Here is a 20,380-nt window from a genome sequence, read left to right as displayed (position 1 = left end):
CTCCTCAAAGGGCACGGGCGATCACCATCCGCTGGATGTCGGACGTGCCCTCATAGATCTGGCAGACGCGGACGTCGCGATAGATCTTCGCGAGCCCGTATTCCTCGAGATAGCCATATCCGCCCAGGGTCTGGATCGCCCCCGACACCACCGCCTCGGCGGTTTCGGAGGCGAACAGCTTGGCCATCGAGGCCTGGGTGAGACAGGGCTCGCCCGCCTCCTTGAGCGCGGCGGCGGCCAGCACCATCTGGCGCGCGGCCTCCAGTCGGGTCGCGAGATCGGCCAGCCGGAAGCCGACCGCCTGATGCTCGATGATCGGCTTGCCGAAACTCTTGCGGTCCTTGGCGTAGGCGACGGCGATGTCGAGCGCCGCCCAGGCCATGCCCACGCATTGGGCCGCGATGCCGATCCGGCCGACCTCCAGGTTGGAGAGCGCGATGCGGTAGCCCTCGCCCTCCCCGCCCAGCATCAGGCCATCTTCGACGAAGAGATCGTCGAAGCGGATCGCGCAGGTGTCCGAGGCGGCCTGGCCCAGCTTGTGCTCGACCTTGTCCACAGCGTAGCCGGGACGATCGGTGGGCACGAGAAAGGCCGACAGGCCCTTCTTGCCGGCGGCGGGATCGGTGACCGCGAAGACGATCGCCAGGCCGGCGATGCGTCCGGAGGTGATGAACTGCTTGGCGCCGTTCAGCCGCCACCCGCCGTCGACGCGGGTCGCCCGGGTGCGGATGGCGGCGGCGTCCGAACCGGCGTCGGCCTCGGTCAAGGCGAAGGCGCCGATCAGGCGGCCGGCGACGAGGTCGGGCAGGAACCGGGCCTTCTGCTCCGGCGAGCCCAGACGCAGCAGCGCCGAGACGATCAGGCTGTTCTGGATCGACAGGATCGTCGACAGCGCGCCGTCGCCCGCCGCGATCTCGATCAGGGCCAGGGCGTAGGAGACATAGTCGGCGCCCGCGCCGCCGAATTCCTCCGGGGCGGTCATGCCCATCAGGCCGAGGCCCGCGACCTCCTCGAACAGGGCTTGCGGATACGCCCCCGCCGCCTCGAACGCCGTCGCGTGCGGCCGGATGCGCTCATGCGCGAAGTCGCGCACCGCGTCGCGAATGGCCGATTGCGTCGCGGTGAGGATCATGAAAACCCGAAAGTCTGAAATTTACTCAAGGGTAGATTTCGCGTCTTGCGGGTCTTTCGTCAAGGCGCGAAGCCTCTGCCGGTCCGACAAGATCAAGGCGGCGATGCTTGGCCCAGGACCATATTGACAAGATTCCGAGCCCCGATCACCTACCCACGGGTAGGGCGCAAGATCGAGCCGCCAGCCCTGGCGACGGCAAATCGGGAAGACTGAAACATGGGGATCCGCACGCGCTTTACCGAGCTTCTCGGCATCGAGCATCCCATCGTCCAGGGCGGCATGATGTGGGTCGGCCGGGCCGAGCTGGCGGCGGCGGTTTCCAACGCCGGGGGCCTGGGCCTGCTGACCGCCCTCACACAGCCGACGCCCGACGACCTGCGCCGCGAGATCGCCCGCTGCCGGACCCTGACCGACAAGCCGTTCGGCGTGAACCTGACGATCCTGCCCTCGGTGTCGCCGCCGCCCTATGCCGAATATCGCCGGGCGGTCATCGACAGCGGCGTCACCATCGTCGAGACCGCGGGTCACAAGCCGCAGGAACACGTCGACGACTTCAAGACCCATGGCGTCAAGGTGATCCACAAATGCACGGCCGTGCGCCATGCGCTGTCGGCCGAACGGATGGGGGTCGACGCGATCTCGATCGACGGCTTCGAATGCGCGGGGCATCCGGGCGAGGATGACATTCCCGGCCTGGTCCTGATCCCGGCCGCGGCCGACCAGGTCAAGATCCCGATGATCGCCAGCGGCGGCTTCGGCGACGGGCGCGGCCTGGCCGCGGCCCTGGCGCTGGGCGCCGAGGGCATCAACATGGGCACGCGGTTCTGCGCCACGGTCGAGGCCCCCATCCACGACAACATCAAGCAGCTGCTGGTCCAGAACGACGAGCGCGCGACCAACCTGATCTTCCGGGCCTTCCGCAACACCGGCCGGGTGGCCAAGACCTCGGTCTCCGACCAGGTCGTGGCGCTCGGCGGCGGTCCGGGCGCGGTGTTCGAGGACGTCCGCCCGCTAGTCTCGGGCGCCCGAGGCCGGACGGCGCTGGAAACCGGCGACGTCGACGCCGGGCTGATCTGGGCCGGCCAGGTCCAGGGGCTGATCCACGACGTTCCGACCTGCGCGCAGCTGATCGGCCGCATCATGCATGACGCCGAGGCGATCATCCGCGGGCGGCTGGCCGGCTTGCTGGCCGCCTGATGACCTACGCCTTCATCACCGTCGCGCAGGCCGGGCGCGTGACCGTCGTCACGATCAACCGACCCGAGGCCCACAACGCGCTCAACGCGCAGGCCCAGGTCGAACTGGCCCGAGCCTTCGACGCCTTCGAGGCCGACGACGAGCAGTGGGTCGCCGTCCTGACCGGCGCGGGGCCCAAGGCGTTCTGCGCCGGCCATGACCTCAAGTCGCCGATGCCGCTGAGCAGCGCCGACCTGCCGCCGTCCGGCTTCGGCGGGATCACCTCGCGCTTGCAACCCACCAAGCCGGTGATCGCAGCGGTGAATGGTATCGCGATGGGCGGCGGCTTCGAGATCGCCCTGGCCTGCGACATCGTCGTCGCTGCGCAGAACGCCGCCTTCGCCCTGCCCGAGGTCCGCGTCGGCCTGGCCGCCCTAGGCGGCGGCGTCCTGCGGCTGCCGCGCGAGATCGGCCTGAAGCGGGCCATGGGCCTGATGCTGACCGGTCGCCGGCTGAGCGCGGCCGAAGGCCTTGCGCTGGGCTTCGTCAACGAGGTGGTCGAGACCGACGCCCTGGCCGCCGCCCTGCGTTGGGCCGAGGAGATCATCGCCTGCAGCCCGATGTCGGTGCGCGCCACCAAGCAGATCGCGCTCCAGGGCCTGAACGAACCGCTCGCCGCGGCCCTGGAGGCCCAGTGGGCCTATCCCGCGGTGCGGCGCATGCTGGACTCCGAGGACGCGGCCGAAGGCCCCGCCGCCTTCGCCGCCAAGCGCAAGCCGGACTGGAAAGGCCGCTGACCGGCCGCGGGATCACCGCCCAACGGACCTAGCCCAGAACTTCGAGCGCCAGGTCCTTGAGCGGCGTCGCCGCGTCCGCCAGGCGCGCCGCGTCGACGCGCGCGCCGGCCTCGACCAGCTTGCGGCCCTGGACATAGTCCTTCACCGCATTGACGCAATCGAGCGCGATGACCCGGCCCGCCTTCAGATAGACCAGGGAAAAGCTGCGGCTGGCGCTGTCGCCGCGCACCACGGTCTGGTCGTAGCCGATCGACAGCCCCACCGTCTGCAGCTTGATGTCGTACTGGTTGGACCAGAACCACGGCGTGGCGTCGTAGTCGGCCGGCTGGCCCAGGATCGCCTTGGCCGCCACCGCCGCCTGGTCGTTGGCGTTCTGGACGGATTCCAGCCGCACCTGGGCGCCGTCGGCATAACGGTTGGCGTGGCGGGCGCAGTCTCCGACCGCGAAGACGTCCGGCAGGCTGGTGCGGCAATGGCTGTCGACCGCCACGCCGTTGCCGCCCTCGGCGCCGGCCGCGATCAGGGGTTCGACCGCCGGGATGATGCCGATGCCGACGATGACCATCTGGGCCTCCAGCACCTGGCCGTCGGCCAGCCGCACGCCGGTGACGCGGTCCTCGCCCAGGATGCAGTCGACGGTGTCGCCGAGCCGGACGTCGACGCCATGCGCGCGATGCTCGGCTTCCAGGAACCGCGACAGCGGCTCGCCCGCGACCCTGGCCAGCACCCGGTCGAGGGTTTCGAGGACCACGACCGTCTTGCCGAACTTGGCCAGCACCGCCGCCGCCTCAAGACCGATATAGCCGCCGCCGATCACCACCACGCGGGAGACCTCGGGCAGTTCGGCCATCATCCGGTCGGCGTCGGCGCGGGTGCGAACCGTGTGGACGCCGGCGAGATGGTGGCCCTCGCAACCCAGGCGCCGCGGCGCGCCCCCGGTCGCCCAGACCAGATGGCGATAGCCGATCACCGCGCCGGACTCCGTCGTCACGCAATGGGCGGCGGCGTCGACCGAAGCCACCGTCACGCCCAGCTGGAAATGGACGTCGCGCTCGGTCCAGAAGGCTTCGGGGCGGATCAGCAGCCGCTCGAACGGCTTGTCGCCGGCCAGGTATTCCTTCGAAAGCGGGGGACGCTCATAGGGCAGGTCGGGCTCGGCGCCGACGACAAGGATGCGGCCGTCGAACTTTCCGTGCCGGAGCGCGATCGCGCACGCCGCCCCGGCGTGGCCGGCGCCGACAATCAAGACATCCGTATCGTTACGCATTCGACGGTCCCATGGTCTTCGTCGGTTACGCCGGCCTGGCGCTAGTCCTCTTCGGCGATCTGCACCTTCAGGCCGTCGAGCGCGGCGCTGAAGCGCAGCTGGCACGACAGCCGCGAGCGTTCGTCGCGATGCGACGAGCTGTCGAGCAGGTCGTTCTCGTCGTCGCTCATCGCCGGCAGCTGGTCGGCGAAGGCCGGATCGACATGGACGTGGCAGGTCGCGCAGCTGCAGCACCCGCCGCACAGGGCCAGCAGTTCATCGAACCCGGCGTCGCGGATCAGTTCCATGACCGACAGCCCGGCTTGCCCCTCGATCTCCCGTTCCTCGCCTTCACGGGTGACGACGATCAGCTTTGGCACGATGGAAATCTCCGATGGAACACGACGGCCTCGGCCGCAGACGCAAGCACAGCCCTTGCCGATGCACCAAGCCAAGGTCGCAAACAAGACGACAGCGCCGGTTCCGCCCGGGAACGGCGCCTCGAACGGCAAGATATCGCCACACCGCAGTTCGCGGTCGCAGGGCGGGTCAGACCCGGCCGGTGACCGGGATCAGCGCGCCGGTGACCGCCGAGGCCTGCGGCGACAGCAGAAAGGCCACGACGTTGGCCAGGGCCTCCGGGGTCACCCAGCGGGAGAATTCCGCGTCGGGCATGTCCTGGCGGTTGACCGGCGTGTCGATGATGCTGGGCAGCACGGCGTTGACGCGCACGCCGGCGTCCTTCAGCTCCTCGGCCAGGGCCTCGGTCAGCCGCGCCACCCCGGCCTTCGACGCCGCATAGGCCCCCATGCCCATCGCCGCCTTGGTCGCCGCCGCGGCGCCGACATTGACGATCGCGCCGGCCGACTTCAGCAGCAGCGGCGTCAGGACCCGCGAAGCCACCAGGGTGGTCTTGACGTTCATCGCATAGAGCCGGTCCCAGGTCGCCAGATCGCCGTCGAGAATCGGCTCCCAGCGGAAGCCGCCGGCGATGTTGACCAGGCCGTCGAGACCGCCGAACTGCGACTCGATCCGGCCGGCGGCCGCCGTCATTGCTGCTTCGTCGGTCAGGTCGACGCCCCCCAGCGCCAGGGCCGCGCCCTCGAACGGCCCCTCGGCGAGGTCGATCCCGACCACCGTCCACCCGGCCTGTCCCAGGACTTCGGCCGTCTTCCGGCCGAGCGCGCCCGCGGCGCCGGTAACCGCGACTGTTCGGCTCATGTCTTGCTCCTGCTGTTCAGCGTCAAACGGCGTATCCTTCTCGCACCGACCGATGCTCGGCAAAGGCCGTAATATCGCCAGAGCGCCTGGCCGATGTTGTCATCGTCGCGGCGATGCCTTTGACCAGGAACGCCGCGGCTCTTGATACGCTCGGGCGAAATAATAGGAACAAGAGCCTAACCTTGGCCCCGCGACGCCAGCGCGATCGCCTGTTCAATATCGAGGATGGCCATGAAACCCGGAATGAAGCTAGCCAGCAGCGTCTGCGACACCGAGGTGATGGTGATCCGCGCCGGCGCGGGAACGGTCGAATGCGGCGGCGCGCCGATGGTCGAGAAGCGCCCCGCCGAACGCGGCGCGGTCGATCCGGCCTTCGCCGGCGGGTCCCAGATCGGCAAGCGCTATGTCGACGCAGCCGGCACGGTCGAGTTCCTGTGCGTGAAGGCCGGACAGGGCTCCCTGTCGCTCGACGGCGTCGCGCTGCAGACCAAAGAAGCCAAGCCGCTGCCCTCCTCCGACTGAGTCACGCTTCATGAACATCTCGCTCATCCTGCAGATGGCGGCCGACGCGGAGCCTGATCGCGTCGGTCTGGTTTGCGATGGACGACGTTGGTCCTACGCCGCGCTGCACGCCGCGGCCCAAGGCGCGGCGTGGCGCATTCGCGACAGCGGCTGCAGCCATGTCGCGTTGCTCGACGAAAGCAGCGAAGCCGCGGCGATCGCCCTGTTCGGCGCGGCCATCGCCGGCGTGCCCTATGTGCCGCTCAACTACCGGCTCGCCGGCGCCGACCTCGCCGCCCTGCTGGGCCGCATCGCGCCGGCCTATGTCGTCGGCGACGCCGCGCAGATCGAGCGGCTGAGCCCGGGCCTTGGCCATGTCGTGCGCTCGCGCGCCGAGTTCGTCGCCCAAGCCGAGGCCGCGGCCGAAGGACCGGAGTTGGACGAAGGCGAGGAGACGATCGCCGTCCAGCTGTTCACCAGCGGCACCACCGCCGCGCCCAAGGCCGCCGTGCTTCGCCATTCGAACCTGCTGTCCTACATCCTGGGCACGGTCGAGTTCGCCTCGGCGCCGGAGGAGGACGCGGTCCTGGTCAGCGTGCCGCCCTATCACATCGCCGGGATCGCGGCCTTGCTGAGCTCGATCTACGCCCTGCGGCGCATCCTGCTGCTGCCGGCCTTCGATCCCGACGCCTGGCTGGCCCTGGTCGCCGCAGAGCGGGCGACCAACGCCTTCGTGGTGCCGACCATGCTGTCGCGGATCATCGCGCGGGTGGACGCCGGCGCCCCGGCCGACGTCGCCTCGTTGAAGGCGCTGGCCTATGGCGGCGGGCGCATGCCGCTGGAACTGATCCATCGGGCGCTCGACCTGTTCCCCGATTGCGGCTTCACCAACGCCTACGGCCTGACCGAGACCAGCTCGACGGTCGCCCTGCTGGGTCCCGACGAACATCGTGCGGCGCACCGGTCCGCCGACGAGGCCGTGCGCGCCCGGCTGGCGTCGGTCGGCCGCCCGCTGCCGACCATCGAACTGGAGATTCGCGACGAGGACGGGCGGCCGCTGCCGGCCGGCGAGCGCGGCGAGATCTATGTCCGCGGCGACCAGGTGTCGGGCGAATATCGCGAGCGCAGCGCGCTGGACGCCGACGGCTGGTTTCCGACCCGCGACGCCGGCTGGCTGGACGCCGACGGCTACCTGTTCCTGGCCGGCCGGGCCGACGACGTGATCGTCCGCGGCGGCGAGAACATCTCGCCGGGCGAGATCGAGGACGTGCTGATGACCCACCCGGCCTTGGCCGACGCGGCGGCCGTCGCGATCCCCTCGGTCGAATGGGGCGAGGCGGTCGGCGTCGCCCTGGCGGCCAAGGCCGGCCAGGCGGCGCCGAGCGAGGACGAGCTGCGCGGCCTCATCCGCGGGCGGCTGCGCTCGTCGCGGGTCCCCGAGCGCATCGTCTTCGTCGACGCCCTGCCCTATAACGAAATGGGCAAACTGCTGAGGCGCGAGGTACGCAAGCTCTTCTGAAACCCGGCGCGATGACCGCCCCCCCGATCCCGCTGAGCCGCGTCGCCGACCTCTGGGTCCAGGCGCTGGCCCGGGCGACCGGCGGCGCGCGCCTGGCCGAGCTCGACGGCGCGACCTTGCTGGGCGAACGCGCCATGCTCGGCGGCTTCCGCATACCGGGCGACGTCTCGGCCGGCGGCGGATCTCACCTCTACGCCGCGCGCGACGGCGCCGTCGCCCTCAACCTGGCGCGTCCCGCCGACCGTGAACTGCTGCCGGCCCTGTTCGAGGCCGAGGGGCTGGACCCCGGCGACAATCAGGCGATCGCCGCCCGGATCGCCCGGTCCGACGCCGGATCCCTGGTGGCCCGCGGAAGGCTGATGGGCCTGGCGATCGCCGCCGAGGACGAGGAAGACCCGCCGGGTCCGCCCTGCACGACCCTTGCGGAAGCCGTTCCCGCGCCGCCCCCCGCGCATCGGCCGAAGGTTCTCGATCTCTCGGCCCTGTGGGCCGGTCCGCTGGCCGGGCACCTGCTGTGGCTGGCCGGCGCCGAGGTGACCAAGGTCGAGAGCCTCGCCCGCCCGGACGCCATGCGCGACGGCGACGGGGCCCTGTTCGCCCTGCTCAACCAGGGCAAGGCGAGCGTGGGGCTCGACCTCCGTACGCCCGAGGGCCGCCGGGCGCTGCTGGCCCTGATCGCCCAGTCGGACATCGTTATCGAAGCCGCCCGCCCCCGCGCGCTGGCCCAGCTCGGGATCGCGGCCGGCGGGCTGGTGCGGGCGCGGCCGGGGCTCGTCTGGATCACCATCACCGGCCACGGCGCCGAGGGGCCGGCGGCGGACTGGATCGGGTTCGGCGACGATTGCGGCGTCGCGGCGGGGCTCAGCGCGGCCTTGCGGGCGGCGAGCGGTCGCCCCGGCTTCGTCGGCGACGCCATCGCCGATCCGCTGACCGGTATCTTCGCCGCCCAGGTCGCCTGGGACGCCTGGCGCCAGGGGCGGGGCGGCCGTTTCGGCCTGTCGATGCGCGGCGTGGCGGCCGAGGCCCTGACCCAGGCGCGGACCGCCGATCCCCTCGGCCTTGCGGCGGAGCTCAAGGCCTGGCGCCGGGCGGCCGGACGCCCCTTCCCCATCGTCCGCCGCCGCGAGGCGGGCCCCCTTCCCGCGCTTGGCGCCGACACAAGCTCACGCCTGGCGAGCCTCGCCCCATGCTGATCGCCCGGGCCGAGCTTGAGGGTGGGCAGGTGCGCGATGTTCGCGTCGAGCGGGGCCTGGTCACCGCGATCGGAACGCTGGAACCGCTGCCGGAAGAGACCGTGGTCGCCGCCGGCGGCCTGCTGCTGCCGGGCCTGCACGACCACCACATCCATGCCGCCGCCCTGGCCGCGTCCCTGACCTCGGTTCGCTGCGGACCGCCCGAGGTCGCCGACGCCGAGACCTTCGCCGCCGCGCTGCAAGCCGCGCCCGGCGGCGGCTGGCTGCGGGGAACAGGCTATCACGAGAGCGTCGCCGGCCTGCTCGACGCGGCGGGGCTGGACGCGCTCGTCGCCCACCGCCCGGTCCGGGTGCAGCACCGTTCGGGGCGGATGTGGTTCCTCAACTCCGCGGCGCTGGACATCCTCCTCGCCGACCACGCGCCGCCGCCCGGGCTGGAGCGGCAGGACGGCCGGTTCACCGGACGCCTGTTCGACGAGGACGCCTGGATGAAGCGGGCGCTGGGGAGCCATCCGCCCTGCCTGGCGGCGGTGGGCGCGATCCTGGCGCGCGCCGGCGTCACCGGCCTGACCGACATGTCGCCGGCCAACGACGCGGTGATGGCCCGCCACTTCGCCGCCCAGGGCGCCGACGGATCCCTGCCACAGCGGGTGCTGCTGGCCGGACGGATGGACCTGACCTCGGCCGACATGGCCGGCCGGGTCAGGCTCGGTCCCGCAAAGCTGCATCTGCACGAAGCCGACCTTCCGGACTTCGACGAGGCCGTGCGCTTCGTCCGCACCGCCCACGCCCGCGGCCGCGCCGTCGCCGTGCACTGCGCCACCGAGGTCGAGCTGGTGTTCACCCTCGCCGCCTTCGACGCCGCGGGCGTCGAGGCCGGCGACCGTATCGAGCACGCCTCGATCGCGCCCGATTCCGCGGTGGACGAGATCGCCCGCCTCGGCCTGGCGGTGGTCAGCCAGCCGCATTTCGTGGCCGAGCGCGGCGACATCTATCGCACCGACGTGGAGCCCGATCTGCAGCCCCTGCTCTACCGCCTGAGCGCCTTCCGCGACGCCGGTGTGACCCTGGCGGCGGGCAGCGACGCGCCGTTCGGAGGACCCGATCCGTGGGCGGCGATGGCGGCGGCGGTCTCGCGGCGGACCCGGGATGGCGCGCCGATCGGCGAGGCCGAGGCCTTGACGCCGGAACAGGCGCTCGACCTCTATCTGCGCGCGCCGGAGGCGCTGGAGCGGCGGCGACGCGTGGCGGTCGGGGCGGCGGCCGACCTGTGCCTGATCGATCGTCCGTGGGCGCAGGCCCGCCAGGCGCTAGCCGCGGTCCGGGTCCGCGCCGCCTGGGTCGAGGGGCGGACGATCTTCGATGGCGTCGATCAGCCCCCAGTCTAGCGCCGTGGTCGCGTTGATCCGGCGACCCGACAGCACCATCAGCGCCGTCCGACTCCGGCCGATCCGCCGGGCGAGCGACACGCAGCCGCCGGCCCCGGGGATCAGGCCCATGGCCAGTTCTGGCAGCTGGAACCAGGCCGTGGGCGAGGCGGTGACCCGCCCGGCGAACGCCGCCATCTCCAGTCCCGCCCCGACGCACGCGCCTTGGACGTGGACATCGACGATGTCGGCGCGGCGCGAGAGCGGCCGGGCCGGCAGGGTCAGGCTTCGGATCCGGTGCGCCGTGGCCGGGTCGCGCGTGACGCCGAACTCGTCGAGATCGCCGCCGATGCTGAAGGCCGGGCCGACGGACCGCAGTTCGACCCGGGCGATGTCCGGATCGCTGGCCGCGACCGTGAAGGCTTCGAACAGCCCGTCCCGTATCGTCCGGTCGATGGCGTTGCGCGCCCAGGGCCGATCGAGCGTGATCCGCAACACCGCGTCGTCGCGGGTCAACCGCACGCGTCCCGGCGGCGAAGGGCGGACGGCGCGCCCCTGCAGCCAGCGGCCATGCTCGGCGCCGCCCTGCAGCAGGCCGTAGGCCAGGGACTCCAGCGTCAGCGCCTGTTCGACGCCGACGTCTTCGAGCGCCCTTAGCAACTGGACCGCAACCGCCGCCGCAGTGGAATTGGCGGCGACCTGCCGGATCAAGCCTTCGGCCGAGACCGGCGGCTCAAGCACGGCGTCGACCCAGGACGCCCGCGGATCGATCGGCGACCCCAGCCCGATCAGCGGAAACGGCGGCGCGCCAGTCGCCGCTGGGTCTGGCCAGGTCTCCAGACGGATGAAGCCGAGCGGCCATGAAGAGTCATGCGCGTCCGGCCAGCCTTTGGCGGGATCGATCAGCCGTTCGCTAACGTCCATCACGCCGCCTCATGGCCAGAGGTTTCACCAAACCTCCAGCCCTGTGCAAGGGGGATCCGAGGCGATCGGACGGTCCTCTACAGGCCGCCCATGCACAGGTATTTGAGTTCGCTATAGTCCTCCAGGCCGTGGCGCGAGCCTTCGCGGCCCGTGCCCGACGCCTTGATCCCGCCGAACGGCGCGACCTCGGTGGAAATCAGGCCGGTATTGATTCCGACCATGCCGACTTCCAGCGCCTCGGCCACCCGCCACACCCGGGCAAGATCGCGGGTGTAGAAATAGCCGGCCAGGCCGACGTCGGTGTCGTTGGCCATGGCCAGGGCCTGGGCCTCGGTCTCGAAGGCGAACAGGGCGGCGACGGGGCCGAAGGTCTCCTCGCGGGCCACGAGCATCGCCGGCGTGCAGCCGCCGATCACCGTGGGCTCGAAAAAGCCCTGCCCCAGGGCGTGGCGGCGGCCTCCCGTCACCAGGCGTCCGCCATGGTCGAGCGCGTCGGCGATGTGCTCCTCCACCTTCAGGACCGCGGCCTCGTCGATCAGCGGGCCGAGAACGACGCCGGCCTCGCTGCCGGGGCCGACCTTCAGCCCTGCCACCGCCACGGCCAGCTTGGCTTCGAAGGCCGCGGCGACATCCTGGTGGACCAGGATGCGGTTCACGCAGACGCAGGTCTGGCCGTTGTTGCGGTACTTCGAGGCGATCGCGCCCTCGACCGCGGCGTCCAGATCGGCGTCGGCGAAGACGATGAACGGGGCGTTGCCGCCCAGTTCCATCGAGATCTTCTTCATGGTGGGCGCGCATTGCGCCATCAGGGTCTTTCCGACCTCGGTCGAGCCGGTGAAGCTGAGCTTGCGCACCACGGGGCTGGTCGTCAGTTCCGCCCCGATCACCCGGGCCGAGCCCGTCACCACATTGAGGACGCCCGCGGGGACACCGGCCTGCTCGGCCAGCCGCACCAGGGCCAGGGCCGTCAGCGGCGTCTGAGACGCCGGCTTGAGGATGACGGTGCAGCCCGCCGCCAGGGCCGGCGCGATCTTGCGCGTCACCATGGCCGCCGGGAAATTCCAGGGGGTGATGGCCGCGACCACGCCGACGGGCTGGCGGATGACGACCAGCCGGCTGTCGGCGCGGTGGCTGGGGATCACCTCGCCATAGAGACGTTTGCCCTCCTCGGCGAACCATTCGATGTAGCTGGCGGCATAGGCGATCTCGCCGCGCGCCTCGGCCAGGGGCTTGCCCTGCTCGCGGGTCAGGATCAGCGCCAGGTCCTCCTGGGCCGCGGTCACGGCCTCGTACCAGCGCCGCAGGATGCGGGCGCGATCGCCCGCGGTCCTGGCTCGCCAGCCGGCCAGCGCCCCCTCGGCCGCCGCGATGGCCTCGGCCACCGCCTCGGCGCCCAGACTGGGAACCCTGCCCAGCGTCTCCCCGCTGGCCGGGTCGGTGACGGCAAGGCTGGGCTCGCCCGTCCAGGCACCGCCGATCCAGCATTGCTCGCGCAGCAGGGCCGGATCGTTCAACAGATGCCGCATCGCTTGGTCACCTTTGGCAAGGCCGCGCACGACGGCCGTCTGGGCGGGGATTTCGCCCGTCCTAGCACGGGGCGATCGCCCGTCGCCGATCGCGGCGGCGATACCGCGACGGCGTTGCGTACAGGCCTAGCGGCGGGCGTTGGGATCCGGATTCCAGCGGGGCTCGCGCTTTTCGGCGAAGGCCTTGGGGCCTTCCTCGAAGTCGGGATGCGACCATTGCGACTTCAGCAGTTCCCAGCCATGGACCGGCGCGGCGGGATCGCTCAGTTCGGTGGCGCTCCAGATCGCCCGCTTGGTCAGGGCCATCGCCTGGGGCGAGTTGGCGCACATGGCCCGCGCCAGGACCTTGGCCCGGGCCAGGGCTTCGGCGGCGGTGGGTTCGAGGAGATCGACCATGCCCAGGGCGTAGGCCCGCTCGGCCGGCATCCGATAGGACTTGCCCGCCAATCCCATCAGCAGGGCCGCGCCGAGGCCGGCCCGCCGGGCGATGCCGATCGATTCCAGGGCCGAGACCTGGCCGACGCTGACATGGGTGTCCATGAACTGCGCGCCCTGGCAGGCGACGACGATGTCGCTGTCGGCGACGAAGTGCAGGCCGCCGGCATTGACCAGGCCGTTGACGCAGCAGATCACCGGCTTGGTCACCTGGCACATGCGCGGCGAGAACCGATTGGCCGCGGCATAGGGCTGGTTCTGCAAGCCGCCGACGCCGACCTCCAGCGCCCCCACGTCCGCCCCGGTGCAGAAATGCCGCTCGCCGGCGCCGGTCAGGATGACCGCGACGATGGCCGCATCCTGGTTGACCCGGGCCCAGGCCGCCTCAAGCGCCAGCAGCAGCTCGGGATTCAGGGCATTGCCCTGGGCCGGCCGGTTGAGCGTCAGGATCGCGACCCCTTCCTCCACCTCGAACGTCAGCGGCTGCATCACGAACAGTCTCCTTGAGCGGGCGTCACGGGGCCTCGAAACTAGCCGACGGCGTTCGGGCCCGCCAAGACGGGGCTTGGCGTTCCCGCCGCGCGTGGCCCGGTTAGCGACCGGGCGATGGTTCCCGTCCCGCGAACGCGACCCGTCTAACGGACTGGAAAGGATCTGCGGCCCATTGGCGAATGCGGATGCATCGCCCGCGGCGGCTCTCTAGGATCTTATCCCTTGGCGTCGGCTCGATTTTTAGCTTTGCATACGCCGCTTCGTCGTCAGTGAAGACCTGTCCATGCCCGCACCGCCCGCCTCGCCCTGGAAAACGCCCGACGACCGCCTCAAGGAGCGGGAGATCAAGCGCGAGGCCGTGCTGCTGGCGGCGGCGCGGGCCTTCAACGAGCGCGGATTCCACAACACGGCGCTGGAGGACGTGGCCGCGGCCCTCAAGGTCACCAAGCCGACCATCTACTACTACGGCGAAAGCAAGGAGGCCCTGCTGGCCGCCTGCTATCGCCGCGCCCTGGAAACCCTCGACGACGTGACCCGCCGCTCCGAAGGCGAGGCCGCCGACGCCCGCACCCGCCTGCATGTTCTGATCGTCGCCTATGGCGAGGCGATCCTGTCGATCTATGGCCGCTGCCTGACGCGGGTGCCCGACAACAGCCTGTCGCCGCCGCTGCGCAAGGAGCTTCGGGCCATCAAGCGCACGGTCGACGACCGCATCCGGGGCGTCCTGCTGGACGGGGCCCGCGACGGGACCCTGGCGCCCACCGACACCAAGATGACCGCCTTCGCCATCGCCGGCGCCCTCAACGCCGCCGCCCTGTGGTTCGAGGAGACGGGTCCCTCGTCCCCTCGCGAGATCAGCGAACACTACGCCGACCTCTTCGTCGCGGCCCTGAGGCCCGCCTGAGCCTCGACCTGGCAGAGCGCCACCCGGCCGGGCCCCGCCTGCCGCCGGCCGGTGCATATTTCCTCTCTCTATAGAGAGAGCCGCGCGCCAAATGCGCCGTTCGCAACGGCCGCCGTTGACAGACCCCCGGCGCCGCCCCCACTTTCCGGCCCTCGTCGCCGGGGTTCGCCCGGGGGACGAACCCAATTTCCAGGCATCAAGGTCCTAATGATCGTCGTCGTCGTCGAGAGCCCGGCCAAGGCCAAGACCATCAACAAGTACCTCGGGTCCGGCTACACGGTTCTGGCCTCGTACGGCCACATCCGCGACCTGCCGTCCAAGGACGGCTCGGTCGAGCCCGACAACGACTTCGCCATGCACTGGGAAGCCGACGCCAAGGGCGCCAAGCGGATCACCGACATCGTCGACGCCGTGAAGGGCGCCGACGGCGTGATCCTGGCCACCGACCCCGACCGCGAAGGGGAAGCCATCAGCTGGCACGTGCTGGAAGTGCTGCAGAAGAAGAAGGCGATCAAGGACAAGACCGTCCAGCGCGTCACCTTCAACGCCATCACCAAGATCTCGGTGCTCGAGGCGATGGCCCATCCGCGCGACATCGACATGGAGCTGGTCGAGGCCTATCTGGCCCGCCGCGCCCTGGACTATCTGGTCGGATTCACCCTGTCGCCGGTGCTGTGGCGCAAGCTGCCGGGCAGCCGCTCGGCCGGCCGCGTGCAGTCGGTCTGCCTGCGGCTGATCGTCGACCGCGAGCTGGAGATCGAGCGCTTCAAGACCCAGGAATACTGGAGCGTCGAGGCCGACGTCACGGCCGGCGCCGACCCGTTCCTGGCCCGCCTGGTCAAGCACGAGGGCAAGAAGCTCACCAAGTTCGACCTGGGCAATGAGGGCTCGGCCCTGGCGGCCAAGGCCGCGGTGCAGAAGGCGACCTTCAAGGTCGCCGCCGTCGAGAAGAAGCCGGGCAAGCGCTCGCCCGCCCCGCCCTTCACCACCTCGACCCTGCAGCAGGAAGCCTCGCGCAAGCTGGGCTTCTCGGCCCAGCGCACCATGCAGGCGGCCCAGAAGCTGTACGAAGGCATCGACATCGGCGGCGAGACCGTCGGCCTGATCACCTACATGCGGACCGACGGCGTGTCGGTCGAGCCCGAGGGCATCGCCGAGGCGCGCAGCGTGATCGGCAATGTCTATGGCGAGACCTACGTCCCCGAGACCCCGCGCTACTACAAGGCCAAGGCCAAGAACGCCCAGGAGGCCCACGAAGCCATCCGCCCGACCAGCCTGAAGCGCAATCCCGGCTCGCTGCGGCTGGAGCCGGATCTTGGCCGCCTCTACGAGCTGATCTGGAAGCGGATGATCGCCTCGCAGATGGAGAGCGCCCGCATCGAGCGCACCACCGTCGACCTGGAAAGCGCCGACGGCCAGACCGGGATGCGCGCCACCGGCCAGGTGGTGCTGTTCCCCGGCTATCTGGCCGTCTACGAGGAAGGCCGCGACGACGAGGAGGGCGAAGACAGCGCCCGCCTGCCGGTGATCGAGGAAGGCGCGACCGCCAAGGTCATCGAGGCCCGCGCCGACCAGCACTTCACCGAGCCGCCGCCGCGCTATTCGGAAGCCAGCCTGGTCAAGAAGATGGAAGAGCTGGGCATCGGCCGGCCTTCGACCTACGCCTCGGTGCTGACCGTGCTGCGCGACCGCGAATATGTCCGCATGGACAAGCAGCGCTTCATCCCCGAGGACAAGGGCCGCCTGGTCACCGCCTTCCTGGAGCAGTTCTTCCGCCGCTATGTGGAATACGACTTCACCGCCGCCCTGGAAGAGCAGCTGGACCTGGTGTCGGACGGCAAGCTGGACTGGAAGCAGTTCCTGCGCGACTTCTGGAAGGACTTCCACGCCGCCGTCGGCGAGATCGCCGAGCTGCGCACCACCAACGTGCTCGACGCGCTGAACGAGGCCCTGGGCCCGCACATCTTCCCCGACAAGGGCGACGGCTCCGATCCGCGCCTGTGCCCGACCTGCGGCACGGGGATGCTGTCGCTGAAGACCGGCAAGTTCGGGGCCTTCATCGGCTGCAGCAACTATCCCGAATGCCGTTTCACCCGCCAGTTGGCCACGGCCGAGGGCGACGGCGAGGCCGAGGCGGCCGACAAGGAGCTGGGGATCAACCCGGCGACCGGTCGCGCGGTGTGGCTGAAGAACGGCCGCTTTGGCCCCTATGTCGAGGAACTGGCGGCGGCCGACAGCGGCGACAAGCCCAAGCGCTCCAGCCTGCCCAAGGGGTGGACGCCGGCAAGCCTCGACCTGGAAAAGGCCTTGCGCCTGCTGTCCCTGCCCCGCGAGGTCGGCAAGCATCCCGATGACGGCAAGACCATCACCGCGGGCCTGGGGCGCTTCGGGCCGTTCGTGCTGCACGAGGGCACCTACGCCAACCTGGAAAACCCTGAGGACGTCTTCGACATCGGCCTGAACCGCGCGGTGGCCCTGCTGGCCGACAAGCGGGCCGGCGGCGGGCGTCCGCAACGCGGCCAGGCCGCGGCCCTGGCGGAGCTGGGCAACCACCCCGAGGACGGCAAGCCGGTGCGGGTGCTGTCGGGCCGGTTCGGGCCCTACATCAAGCACGGCGACACCAACGCCAATGTCCCCAAGGGCGCCGATCCGGCCGCCCTGACCCTGGACGAGGCCGTGGCCCTGCTGGCCGACAGGGTCGCCAAGGGCGGCGGCGGCAAGAAACCGGCCAAGAAGGCCGCCGCCAAGAAGACTCCGGCCAAGGCCGCGGCGGCCGACGGCGCGGCGCCCGCCAAGAAGGCGCCGGCCAAGAAACCGGCCGTCAAGAAACCGGCGGCCAAGAAGCCCGCCAGCAAGAAAGTGACAGCCGAGGCGTGACGCGCCTCGGCCCCTGGGTTTAGGCTAGGCGCATGACGTCGCTCGAACGCCCCCTGCCCTTGCCTGTCGTGGTGATGATCCTTGCCGCGATCAGCGTCGGCGGCTTCGCCTTCGGCCTGAAGAACGCCCTGCACGACGACAGCCGCGACCGGACCGCCTCGACCGCGCCCCTGGCCGAGGTCTCCGGCGTGCCGGTGCGCGAGGCCACGCCGGCCCCGGTCGAGGTCGCGCCCCCGCCGCCCGTCGCCGCGCCGCCGCCCAAGCCGGTCGAAACGATCGAGGCCCCCGCCGCCGACGAGCCGCCGGTCATCGAGACCCCGCCGGCTACGCCGACTCCGGAGAAGAAGAAGGAAGAACCGCCGCCGCAGTCGCTCCCGCAGCGGATCGAGGATCTGTACTGAGACCTGCTGACAGCTGCCCGGCGGGTCGGATGAGGAATTCAGCAACAAAACGCCTCTTCCTGAGGTGCGAGCCGCAGGCGAGCCTCAAAGGATGCTCGGGGCGGGCCGCCTCGAACGCTTTCCCTTGGCCATTCGCCCCCTCGCCGGGTTAAGCCAGGACATGGCCAAACCGCGCTCGCCCAAATCGTCGAAATTCCCAGCCGCCGCCAAGGCCGCAGGCGCCAGGCCGCCCGCCGGCCTACCCGATCGCGAGACGCTGATCGCCTTCCTTCGCGACGCCGGCGAGGCGGGCAAGGCCGACATCGCCCGCCATTTCGGCCTCAAGGGCGCTGACCGCCGGGGCCTGCGCGAGATGCTGCGCGAGCTGGAGGCCCAGGGGGCCCTGGGCAAGCGCGGACGGCGCGGCTTCGCCGAAGCCGGCGCCCTGCCCCCCGTCGGCGTCGCCGACGTGGTCGAGCGCGATCCTGACGGCGATCTCTATGTCCGCCTGACCAAGGCCGCCGAGGACGTGCCGCTGGTCCGCCTGGCGCCCGGCAAGGGCGACGTGGCGGCCGGCGGGGCCCCGGGCCTGGGCGACCGCCTGCTGGTCCGGTTCGAAACGCTCGAGAGCGGCGAGACCGAGGCGCGGCTGATCAAGCGCCTGGGCCAGAGCGCTCACAAGGTTCTGGGCGTGATCCGCAAGCACCGCCGCGAGAGCCGGGTCGAGCCCGTCGATCGCAAGTCCAAGGAAAGCCTGCTGCTCAATGAGCAGGAGGCCAAGGACCTCAAGGAGGGCGACCTGGTCCTGGCCCAGGTGGGCACGGCCTCGGGCCGCTACGGTCCCAAGTTCGGCAAGGTGCTGGAGGTGGTCGGCAGCGAGGATGACCCGCGCGCCGCCTCGCTGATCGCCATCCATAGCCACGGCATCCCGACCGGCTTCTCGGAAGAAGCCGAGGCCGAGGCCGGCGCGGCCCAGCCGCCGACCCTGGAGGGTCGCGACGACCTGCGCGACCTGCCGTTCGTGACCATCGACCCCGTCGACGCCCGCGACCACGACGACGCCGTCTACGCCCATCCCGACCCGGAGGCCGGCAATGTCGGCGGCTGGGTCGTCTGGGTGGCCATCGCCGACGTCGCCGCCTATGTCCGCCCCGGCTCGGCCCTCGACCGCGACGCCCGCGAGAAGGGCAACAGCGTCTACTTCCCCGACCGGGTCGAGCCGATGCTGCCCGAGACCCTGTCCAACGGCCTGTGTTCGCTGCGCGAAGGCGAGAACCGGGCGACCCTGGCGGTGCGGATGGTGTTCGACGCCCAGGGCCGCAAGAAGAGCCACCGGTTCGTGCGCGGCCTGATGCGCAGCGCCGCCAAGCTGTCCTACGAGCAGGCCCAGGCCGCCATCGACGGCCAACCGGACGACAAGACCGGACCGCTGCTCGATCCGATCCTGCAGCCGCTGTGGGCGGCCTTCCGGCTGATGGGCAAGGGCCGCGAGCAGCGCTCGCCCCTGGCCATCGAGAGCGACGAGCGTCGCATCGTCATCAAGGAGGGCGAGATCCAGTCGATCACCCGCCGCGCCAGCCTCGAGGCTCACAAGCTGATCGAGGAGATGATGATCCAGGCCAATGTCTGCGCCGCCGAGAGCCTGGAGGCCAAGCGCACGCCGCTGATCTACCGGGTCCACGACACGCCCAGCCAGGAAAAGGTCATGAGCCTGGTCGAGTTCCTGCAGACGCTGGAGGTCAAGTGGTCGAAGGGCGAGGCCCCGACCACCGCCCGCTTCAACAAGCTGCTGGACGACACCCGCGAGAGCCCGCACGCGGCGATCATCAACGAGGTGGTCCTGCGCACCCAGATGCAGGCCCACTATTCCAGCGATAACCTGGGCCATTTCGGCCTCAACCTGGCCCGCTACGCCCACTTCACCAGCCCGATCCGCCGCTACGCCGACCTGATCGTGCATCGGGCGCTGATCCGGGCCCTCGGCCTGGGGAACGACGGCCTGACCGACCAGGACATCGCCCAGATCAAGGACACCGCCGAGGTCATCACCCACGCCGAGCGCCGGGCCATGGCCGCCGAGCGCGACGCCACCGACCGCTACATCGCCGCCTTCCTGGCCGACCGGGTCGGCGCGACCTTCAACGGCCGGATCACCGGCGTCACGCGCTTTGGCCTGTTCGTGAAGCTGGACGAGACGGGGGCCGACGGCCTGGTGCCGGTGTCGACCCTGGGCGAGGAATATTTCGTCCATGACGACCGCATGCACGCCCTGGTCGGCGAGCGCACCGGCAAGCGCTTCCCGCTGGGCCTGGCGGTCGAGGTCAAGCTGCGCGAGGCCACGCCGGTGACCGGCGGCCTGCTGTTCGAGATGCTGACCGAAGCCCTGCCGGCCGATCCCAAGGCCCCGCGGCCCCGGCTCGGCGTCCGGGCCCGCGCCCCGGTCAAGCCGCGCGGCGGCCTGCCCAAGGGCGTGCGGCGGGGCAAGCGGCGGTAGTCAACGCCGCTTTGGTTCCGACGTTCCCCCACCAACGGCGTCATCCCGGGCCTCGTGCCCGGGACCCATGGTTCAGCTTACACGTGAAGCGCCTTGGCGCGCTGGCGCGCCACCCCACCGCCCTTGCGGCGGACAGATGGGTCTCGGGCACAAGGCCCGGGATGACGACAAGAAACGAATGAGCGGCCTTTAAGTT

General features: G+C 70.8%; 17 protein-coding genes. 10 read left to right on the top strand and 7 right to left on the bottom strand.

The features are described 5' to 3' along the window. Positions 1–4 precede the first annotated feature (4 nt). Positions 5–1,132 carry an acyl-CoA dehydrogenase family protein gene (locus tag ACIPQB_RS13040; protein ID WP_446485666.1) on the bottom strand — a complete coding sequence of 376 codons (1,128 nt, stop codon included), beginning with the start codon at positions 1,130–1,132 and terminating at the stop codon, positions 5–7. A gap of 216 nt (positions 1,133–1,348) precedes the next feature. Here ACIPQB_RS13040 and ACIPQB_RS13035 point away from each other — a divergent pair, with 216 nt between their 5' ends. After that, positions 1,349–2,329: an NAD(P)H-dependent flavin oxidoreductase gene (locus ACIPQB_RS13035; RefSeq protein WP_446485665.1), complete on the top strand. Its 981-nt coding sequence runs from the start codon at positions 1,349–1,351 to the stop codon at positions 2,327–2,329. Further along, the gene (locus ACIPQB_RS13030; RefSeq protein WP_446485664.1) at positions 2,329–3,105 is read left to right on the top strand and encodes an enoyl-CoA hydratase-related protein; all 777 of its coding nucleotides are present in this window, start codon (positions 2,329–2,331) and stop codon (positions 3,103–3,105) included. Before ACIPQB_RS13035 ends, ACIPQB_RS13030 begins: the two co-directional genes overlap by 1 nt. Before the next feature lie 28 nt (positions 3,106–3,133). On the opposite strand, the gene ACIPQB_RS13025 is transcribed toward ACIPQB_RS13030, so the two are convergent. The 3 genes from ACIPQB_RS13025 to ACIPQB_RS13015 all read right to left on the bottom strand — a co-directional run bounded on the left by ACIPQB_RS13025 (position 3,134) and on the right by ACIPQB_RS13015 (position 5,572). Next, positions 3,134–4,372 (bottom strand): NAD(P)/FAD-dependent oxidoreductase, encoded by a 1,239-nt coding sequence (locus tag ACIPQB_RS13025; RefSeq protein ID WP_446485663.1) that lies wholly within the window; start codon positions 4,370–4,372, stop codon positions 3,134–3,136. Positions 4,373–4,413: 41 nt separating this feature from the next. Then, positions 4,414–4,731, bottom strand: coding sequence for a 2Fe-2S iron-sulfur cluster-binding protein (locus ACIPQB_RS13020; protein ID WP_446485662.1), 318 nt, complete (start codon positions 4,729–4,731; stop codon positions 4,414–4,416). A gap of 169 nt (positions 4,732–4,900) precedes the next feature. After that, complete coding sequence (locus ACIPQB_RS13015; protein ID WP_446485661.1) at positions 4,901–5,572, bottom strand: SDR family oxidoreductase; 672 nt, start codon at positions 5,570–5,572, stop codon at positions 4,901–4,903. Between the two features lie 243 nt (positions 5,573–5,815). Here ACIPQB_RS13015 and ACIPQB_RS13010 point away from each other — a divergent pair, with 243 nt between their 5' ends. The 4 genes from ACIPQB_RS13010 to ACIPQB_RS12995 are packed head-to-tail and all read left to right on the top strand — an operon-like array spanning position 5,816 to position 10,173. Further along, positions 5,816–6,094, top strand: a complete 279-nt coding sequence (locus ACIPQB_RS13010; protein WP_446485660.1) for a hypothetical protein — start codon at positions 5,816–5,818, stop codon at positions 6,092–6,094. A 10-nt stretch (positions 6,095–6,104) separates the two neighbouring features. After that, positions 6,105–7,592 (top strand): class I adenylate-forming enzyme family protein, encoded by a 1,488-nt coding sequence (locus tag ACIPQB_RS13005; RefSeq protein WP_446485659.1) that lies wholly within the window; start codon positions 6,105–6,107, stop codon positions 7,590–7,592. Positions 7,593–7,603: 11 nt separating this feature from the next. Next, positions 7,604–8,785: a CoA transferase gene (locus tag ACIPQB_RS13000; protein WP_446485658.1), complete on the top strand. Its 1,182-nt coding sequence runs from the start codon at positions 7,604–7,606 to the stop codon at positions 8,783–8,785. Then, on the top strand, positions 8,779–10,173 hold the full coding sequence (locus ACIPQB_RS12995; RefSeq protein WP_446485657.1) for an amidohydrolase family protein: 1,395 nt from the start codon (positions 8,779–8,781) through the stop codon (positions 10,171–10,173). Before ACIPQB_RS13000 ends, ACIPQB_RS12995 begins: the two co-directional genes overlap by 7 nt. Here the strand turns inward: ACIPQB_RS12995 and ACIPQB_RS12990 are convergent. From ACIPQB_RS12990 to ACIPQB_RS12980, 3 genes are all read right to left on the bottom strand, one after another. After that, positions 10,096–11,076, bottom strand: coding sequence for an enoyl-CoA hydratase/isomerase family protein (locus ACIPQB_RS12990; RefSeq protein WP_446485656.1), 981 nt, complete (start codon positions 11,074–11,076; stop codon positions 10,096–10,098). The two genes, ACIPQB_RS12995 and ACIPQB_RS12990, sit on opposite strands and share 78 nt — an antisense overlap. A 77-nt stretch (positions 11,077–11,153) precedes the next feature. Beyond that, the gene (locus ACIPQB_RS12985) at positions 11,154–12,602 is read right to left on the bottom strand and encodes an NAD-dependent succinate-semialdehyde dehydrogenase (RefSeq protein ID WP_446485655.1); all 1,449 of its coding nucleotides are present in this window, start codon (positions 12,600–12,602) and stop codon (positions 11,154–11,156) included. A gap of 126 nt (positions 12,603–12,728) precedes the next feature. Then, positions 12,729–13,526: an enoyl-CoA hydratase/isomerase family protein gene (locus ACIPQB_RS12980; protein WP_446485654.1), complete on the bottom strand. Its 798-nt coding sequence runs from the start codon at positions 13,524–13,526 to the stop codon at positions 12,729–12,731. A gap of 286 nt (positions 13,527–13,812) precedes the next feature. Between ACIPQB_RS12980 and ACIPQB_RS12975 the strand changes: the two genes are divergently transcribed. The 4 genes from ACIPQB_RS12975 (at position 13,813) to rnr (ending at position 20,184) form a co-directional block, all read left to right on the top strand. Next, positions 13,813–14,433, top strand: coding sequence for a TetR/AcrR family transcriptional regulator (locus ACIPQB_RS12975; protein ID WP_446485653.1), 621 nt, complete (start codon positions 13,813–13,815; stop codon positions 14,431–14,433). Between the two features lie 207 nt (positions 14,434–14,640). Then, on the top strand, positions 14,641–17,310 hold the full coding sequence (topA, locus tag ACIPQB_RS12970) for a type I DNA topoisomerase (RefSeq protein ID WP_446485652.1): 2,670 nt from the start codon (positions 14,641–14,643) through the stop codon (positions 17,308–17,310). Positions 17,311–17,342: 32 nt separating this feature from the next. Then, entirely contained in the window at positions 17,343–17,711 is a 369-nt protein-coding gene (locus ACIPQB_RS12965; RefSeq protein ID WP_446485651.1) for a hypothetical protein, read from the top strand. Positions 17,712–17,871: 160 nt separating this feature from the next. Then, positions 17,872–20,184 (top strand): ribonuclease R, encoded by a 2,313-nt coding sequence (gene rnr / locus ACIPQB_RS12960; protein ID WP_446485650.1) that lies wholly within the window; start codon positions 17,872–17,874, stop codon positions 20,182–20,184. Positions 20,185–20,380: the final 196 nt, after the last annotated feature.

The organism is Caulobacter sp. LARHSG274, assembly GCF_052871235.1.
The sequence above is the reverse complement of the archived record's forward strand: the minus strand, read 5'-3'. Positions and strand labels throughout refer to the sequence as shown.